This window comes from Streptomyces canarius (assembly GCF_014650735.1).
Lineage (GTDB): Bacteria > Actinomycetota > Actinomycetes > Streptomycetales > Streptomycetaceae > Streptomyces > Streptomyces olivaceoviridis.
This window is the reverse complement of the sequence record NZ_BMVN01000129.1, coordinates 1-6,160: the sequence shown is the minus strand read 5'-3', so window position 1 is coordinate 6,160 and position 6,160 is coordinate 1. Positions and strand designations below refer to the sequence as shown.

Here is a 6,160-nt window from a genome sequence, read left to right as displayed (position 1 = left end):
CAGCGGCACCAGCACGCCCTTGCGGCATAACGATCACGTGTCCGAGATCACGGGGAAACTTCAATGACCGCCCGGCGCTCCGCTGTGATCAGTTGTTTCGGTGTGCCTGTTCCCAAGCCTGTCGGACTCCTGCGGGAATGCGTCCACGCATCGGGACGTCGTATCCGTTCGCACGCGCCCATGCTCGGATGGCCTCAGGATCGGAGGGGGGACGAACCGGTGGCAGGGGTGGGGACCACTCGTCCAAGCGTGACGGCTCGTAGCCGGTACCGCCCTGCAGAAGGTCCTTGGGGAACTGGGGAACGGCCGTGTCGCCGCTGAGAACGGAGGCGAGGAACTGGGTCAGGTTGCCGTCGTAGGTGAACCAGCGTGGTCCGCGTGCCTCGTTGACGGCGATCGTCCATGCATCCGGATCTTCCCGGGGGTCGGTGACCCAGAAGAGGTACTCGCCGTTGTCGGTTGCACCACAGGGCAGGAGCAGCTCTGGGCTGACAGGTGACGGGTAGATGCCGCGTGCGTGATCTGAGCGCATTTGTTCCCGAATGCGCTCAGACAGGGGGCCGACGAGGTTGACGTGGACCGAGGTGTGCCGGGGGTCGTAGATCCAGAGGTAGTTCGCGAAGCATCCGGGGTCGTACGTTGCGGTGAGCCTCTTGTAGTCCTCGGGCAGGCGCAGGCCGAGTGTGGCTTCGACACTCGGCCAGTCCACCGGCGGCTGTTCGGTGGGGGGTGGGGCGCAGAGCTCAGTGAGGCGCTCAAGAGGGCTCATTCGATTCCGTCCCTGCGTCGGACCTGCTGTTTGGCGTGGTCCGGGTTTTCGAGGTCTGCTCTGAGGTGGTAGCCGCGGTTGCCGTCAGCTTCCATGGTGATCCACTTCGGTACAGAGGTCTTCTCGTCGTCCGTGTACTCAAGATAGACGCTGTACTGAACGATCTCTCCCGGGCGGTCGTCCGAGCCCAGGACGGCGTCTCGGATCTGCAGTTCCAGGTCCCTCATATGCGGGGAGTTGGTGGGGTTCTGCGTGATGGTGAAGAGGTTGTCCAGAGTGTCTCCGGAGCCGCCGAGTACCTGGGCCAGCATGTGTCCGCGTGCCTGGTTGTGCCTGGGGCCATGGACGAAGCCGGGCGGGCGCAGGGCGGACTTTGCGTCGGTTCCCTCGCCGAGCATGTCCCGGGTGATGGTGGCGTGCATCTCGTAGGGGCGGCCGTGTTCGTCCCGTATCCACACGACTTTGCCGCCCCAGGTGGGGTCGGCGGTGCAGCCGGCGAGTCCGAGCGGGTCGGTGAGGGTGAAGGGGTTGGGGACGTACGCGTAGTGGTTGGCGGCGGGCGCGAGTCCGAGCGGGTCTGGGGTGAGATAGCGGCCCAGTTGGGGGTCGTAGTAGCGGTTGACGTTGTAGTGCAGGCCGGTTTCCGGGTCGAAGTGCTGACCCGGGTAGCGCAGGGGTGTGTAGGCGGTGCAGTCGCGGTTCCACTGGGTGGCACCCCAGGCGGTGCTGCGGGCCCGCCAGGCCAGCGTGCCGTCGGGGGTGATGAGTTCGCTGGGGGAGCCGGAGAGGTCGGCGACGATGGCGAAGAAGCGCCGGTCGATGGACTGCTGCTGGTCCGCGGTCTTGGTTTCGCGTTGGGCCAGGGGGTGCTGCCCCAGGTAGTCCCAGGTCAGGGATATGCGGTCCGTGTGTTGTTCGGCGAGCTGGGCGCCGTCCCAGGTGTAGGTGATGCGCTCGAGGACGCGGTCGTTCTCGTCCAGGCGGCATTTGGCGATGCGGCGGCCCAGGGCGTCGTAGAGGTACTGCCAGCGCCCGTGGTGGGGTGTGGTGACGTGGGTGAGGCGGTCTTCTGCGTTCCAGGTGAAGTGCCAGATGAGGGTCTTGCCGCTGAGGGTGGTGGCCTCACGGCGGATGACGCGGCCTTGGGCGTCGTAGTAGTCGTGGGTGCGTCCGGCCCTTGTCAGACGGCTGCCGGTGTACTGGACGGGCCCGGCATGGTCCTGGCCGGGGGCGGGGTGGGGCAGGGTGCTGTGGGTGAGGTCGCCGGCGGTGTTGTAGGCGTAGGTTTCGCTCCAGCCACGGGCGTGGACAGCGGTGATGCGGTTGGCCGCATCGAGCGTGTAGGTGCGTTTCCCGGTGAGGTTGTCCTCTACGCGGGTGAGGGTGCCGTCGGGCTGGTAGGTGAAGGACCGCTCGATCGGGCCGCCTTGGGACGTGATCAGCGTCTGGGCGAGGATGCGGCCCACGCTGTCCCAGGTGTGGTGCAGGGTGGGGGTTCCGTTCAGGGTGCGGGTGGTCTCGCGGCCGAGGGCGTCGCGTTCGAAGGCGAAGGTGTGCTCCCCGCTGGCGTAGGAGGCCAGGCCGTTGGTGTCGTAGGTGAGGGTGCTGGTGGCGCCTGAGGGGGTCTGCCGGTGTGTGCGGCGGCCGAGCGGGTCGTAGGCATAGCGGGTGGTGGCACCGTTGACGGTCTCGGTGATGATGCGGCCGGCGTTGTCCCGGGTCAGGTCGATGCGGGCGTGGGGGTTGGTGATGTGGGTGACGTGGCCGCTGTCGTCGCGGGTGAAGGTGGAGGTCGAGCCGTCGTCGTGGCGCAGGCGCGTGACACGGCCGAGGATGTCGCGTTCGAAGGTGAGGGTTTGCCCGGCGGCGTTGGTGCGGCGGGTCAGGCGTCCCAGCGCGTCGTGCTCATAGGTGATGGTGCGGCCGTCGAAGTCGGTTTCGCTGGTCAGGCGGCCGGCAGCGTCGTAGGTGTAGGTCCATTGCAGCCCGGCGGCGTTGGTCACCGTGGTCAGGCGCAGTTCGGTGTCGTGGGTGAAGCGGTAGTCGGCTCCGTCGGTTGTGGTGGTGGCGGAGGGTTTGTCGAAGTGGGTGACCCTGTGGCGGGTGGTGCGGCCCATGCGGTCGGTGTGGCTGGTCAGGTTGCCTTCGCCGTCCCATGTCCATTCTTCCCGGCTATCGTCGGGCAGTTGCCGCCACGCGAGGTGTCCTTCGGTGGTCCACCCCTGGCTCAGGGTGTTGCCCAGCGGGTCGGTGGCCTCGATGACGCGGCCGAAGGCGTCGCGGATCAAGGTGGTGGTCGCGCCGCCGGGGGCGGTGACACCGATCGGGAGGCCGGCTGCGTCGGTGGTGATCCGGGTGACGTCGCCGACCGCATTGCGGATCGCGATGACGTGGCCGCGGTCGTTGTAGGTGTACTCGGTGCGGGCACCGTCGGGAGCGACGACGGCCGTGCGGTTGCCGCGCGCGTCGTACTCGAAACGGCTGGTGACGCCGCCGCGTTCGGTGACGGTGACGGGCAGGTCCCACTCGTTGTAGACGGCCTGCGTGAACGTTCTGTCAGCGGCGCGCAGGCCGGTCAGGTTGCCGCGTGAGTCGCGCTCGTATCGGGTCGTGACGCCCAAGGGGTCGGTGTGGGCCAGCACCCGGTCGTGGTCGTCGTAGCGGATATGGGTGGTGTGGCCCAGCGGGTCGGTCTTGGCGACGACCTGTAGCTTGCGGTTGAGGTGGTAGGTGCTGGTGGCACCGGTGGAATCGGTGTACTGGGTGACCCTGTCACCGGTCTCGGGGTGCCAGGTGTAGGTGAAAATGGAGGACAAGACCCCGTCCGGGCCGACCGTCCGCACGACGCGTCCCTCGTCGTCGTAGACGTAGCGGAAGGTCGAGTCGTTACGGTCGGTCCAGGCCGTGACGCGAGCGTCATCGTAGGTATAGCGCAGCGGCGACCCGCTGGAGTTGACGACGGTCTCCAGGTTGCCCTGAGGGTCGTATCCGTAGCGCAGCACGGTGTGCGGCCCCTCGGCAGTGCGCAGGCCAGGCTCCGGATCCGGTCCTCGGCGACCGAGACACTCACCCGGTAGCCGCCGCTGTGCGAGGCGGCAGCCGGGGCACCGGTGCCGTCACGGTGAAAGGTGATCCGGTTGCCGTTGCGGTCCTCGATCTCGGTAAGCCAGTAGGCCGGCGAGGCGAAGTAGGGGCTCCCGGTGAACGAGCGCGTCCATCCGCCGGCCGAGTCGGCTATGCAGTACGTGGTGGTGCCGTTGTCGTGACCGTCGTGCCGCAACGCCAGGCGGGGGCCCTCGACCGGTATCACCCCCTCCGCGTCGTCCGCGGCAGGCAGACGAGGGTAGACGAGCAGCGAGCCGTCTTCGCGGGCCCAGACCGCACCCTGCCCCAGTGGATCAAGTTCTAGGCGCTCGTCCAGGGTGGAGGCCCAGCTGCGGCCGTACCACTGCCCGTACCGGTAGTCCGACAGGTGCGTACGGCGCAGAACGAGCGGCAGGACACCGGGCAGCGACAGATCGGTGCAGGGCAGCGTCATCTCACCGGTCGCGACATCGACCGGGTCGTTCTCACAGGTCTTCTTCGTCAACGGGATCGCATGGCGTCGCGGGTCGTCCTTCGCGCCGGCCAGCGACGAGCGCTTGCCGTAGTCGTCACCAGAATGCTTGCGCTGCCCGGGGATACCGGGCCACCCATCGCGGCCGGTACCACCGTCCTTCTTGCCCAGGCGGATGGCATCGAGCCTGCTGCGGACATCCTGGTCGATGCCCTTATGCAGGCGGGAAGTCGCCTTCACCCGTTCGGGGACGGTGTCGGTGATGTGCGTGGCTATCCTCTTCAGCGCCTTCTCAGAGCCCTTCAGCGCACCGTGCAGCACCGTGTCGAAAATCTGAGTGAACGGGTCACGGCCCTTGCTCCGTCCGAACGCCCCCCGAGCCCGGCGCAGTGGCGAACTCGCAGCCAGGTGCAGCTCGTCACCGTGCCGGGAGACCTTTCCCGCACCGTCCTCGAACTCGACATGGTCGATCTTGGTGGTCTTCCCCGCGTCACCGCCGGAGCCACTCGCACCGCCGGCTGAGGCGAGCTGCATCCCCCCGTGCCCGTCCTTGGCACCGTGCCCGGCGCCACTGCCTGCCGCCGGCGGCATGGAGAAAGCGTCGTCGGCCAGGTCGAGGACCATGTCCTCGACCATCGCCTCCAGCTTGGCATTGACCGGCTCGGTGACCTTGGCGATCACCTCATCGACGATCCGGTCTGCAGCCTCATCGATGATCCGCTTGACGGCCTGCCGCATGGCCGTGATCTCAGCCGCACCGAGAACCGCCGACAAGCCGCCGGTCACCCAGGCAAGCCCGATCGACAGACCCACTGAGCCAGCCATCACCGTCAGCTCGGCCTCCGCCTTCCGCTTCATCCAGAAGATGATGTCGGCCAGGGCGTCGCACGCGTCCGCGAACAGACGGGCCAGCTCAGGGAGCTTCTCCAGGTGACTGGCCTTCACCTGATTCCAGTGCTTGTCCACCGCATCGACGGCCCAGCCCTGGGAGGAGGACAGGATCCGGGACACCGCCTTGTGCGCGTCCGCGCCATGCCCCTCGAACTTGTCCGCGAAGTCCCGCATGGCATCTGCCATTTCGCGGTAGTCGTCCTCGTCCACGTTCGGGAAGTTGATACCGATGAAGTCCAGGACCTCATCCAGCCATCCCGGAATCGTGTAACCCATCCCCGTGCCTCTCCCCCGTGCTCACTCCCAGACCACGGGAACACAACCACCCCGTTCGCGATCACGAACCCTAGTGGACGACACAGACAGCAGAACACCGGGAAGTGAGTCACCCTGAGCGGTTGCAATGCGTGTCCAACTCCCTTCCGTTTCAGCGGCAGAGACCTCGATGGGCTTGCTTCGCGTCGAAGCCAAGGGTCAGAACTGGCCGCTGGGCGAGCTCGGCAGCCGGCACTCGCAGTACGAGTACATCGCCGGTCACCGCCAGCGTGGCCAGCAGGTTGTCCCCGGCGTCGGGCCGTTCACCGCGAGGGGTGAACATGATCCAGCCTCCGTGGCCTGCACTCCCGAACACCGGCACGAGACCCCTGACCGATAGGACACTGGCGCTCCCAACCCGCCTTCTACATCAAAGGAGTGTTCTTGTGAGCGAAACGACCACCGCGCCGGAAGTGCGGGCGGGTCGCTGCCAGTGCGGCGACATCACCTACGAAGTGACCGGCGCCCCGGACGACCCTCACCTGTGCTCTTGCGGGCACTGCACGCTCCTCTCCGGTTCGCCGGCGATGTCGTGGGTCGGGTTCCGCAACACCCTGACCGTCACCGGCATCCAGCCGCCACTCAACCGCTTCCGCTTCGACACCGGCACCCCCATCCTCCTGCGCGTC

At 67.2% G+C, this 6,160-nt stretch carries 5 protein-coding genes; 1 reads left to right on the top strand and 4 read right to left on the bottom strand.

From position 1 onward, the window contains the following. Positions 1-88: 88 nt before the first annotated feature. From IE294_RS46070 to IE294_RS46060, 4 genes are all read right to left on the bottom strand, one after another. On the bottom strand, positions 89-769 hold the full coding sequence (locus tag IE294_RS46070; RefSeq protein ID WP_189895289.1) for an Lsr2 family DNA-binding protein: 681 nt from the start codon (positions 767-769) through the stop codon (positions 89-91). Beyond that, positions 766-2,886 carry an RHS repeat-associated core domain-containing protein gene (locus IE294_RS48860; RefSeq protein ID WP_435858235.1) on the bottom strand — a complete coding sequence of 707 codons (2,121 nt, stop codon included), beginning with the start codon at positions 2,884-2,886 and terminating at the stop codon, positions 766-768. Before IE294_RS48860 ends, IE294_RS46070 begins: the two co-directional genes overlap by 4 nt. Before the next feature lie 458 nt (positions 2,887-3,344). After that, positions 3,345-5,492: a DUF6531 domain-containing protein gene (locus IE294_RS50205; RefSeq protein ID WP_435858234.1), complete on the bottom strand. Its 2,148-nt coding sequence runs from the start codon at positions 5,490-5,492 to the stop codon at positions 3,345-3,347. 151 nt (positions 5,493-5,643) lie between these two features. Further along, the gene (locus IE294_RS46060; RefSeq protein WP_189895288.1) at positions 5,644-5,814 is read right to left on the bottom strand and encodes a hypothetical protein; all 171 of its coding nucleotides are present in this window, start codon (positions 5,812-5,814) and stop codon (positions 5,644-5,646) included. Positions 5,815-5,917: 103 nt separating this feature from the next. On the opposite strand from IE294_RS46060, the gene IE294_RS46055 reads away from it, so the two are divergent. After that, positions 5,918-6,160, top strand: a 243-nt coding sequence (locus tag IE294_RS46055) for a GFA family protein (RefSeq protein WP_373315968.1), incomplete at its 3' end; no start/stop codon positions are given.

Bases quoted from the DNA above. Each gene is read 5' to 3' on its own strand.
- IE294_RS50205 (WP_435858234.1), bottom strand. From the start codon at position 5,492: ATGGGTTACACGATTCCGGGATGGCTGGATGAGGTCCTGGACTTCATC.
- IE294_RS48860 (WP_435858235.1), bottom strand. From the start codon at position 2,886: ATGGGCCGCACCACCCGCCACAGGGTCACCCACTTCGACAAACCCTCC.
- IE294_RS46060 (WP_189895288.1), bottom strand. From the start codon at position 5,814: ATGTTCACCCCTCGCGGTGAACGGCCCGACGCCGGGGACAACCTGCTG.
- IE294_RS46070 (WP_189895289.1), bottom strand. From the start codon at position 769: ATGAGCCCTCTTGAGCGCCTCACTGAGCTCTGCGCCCCACCCCCCACC.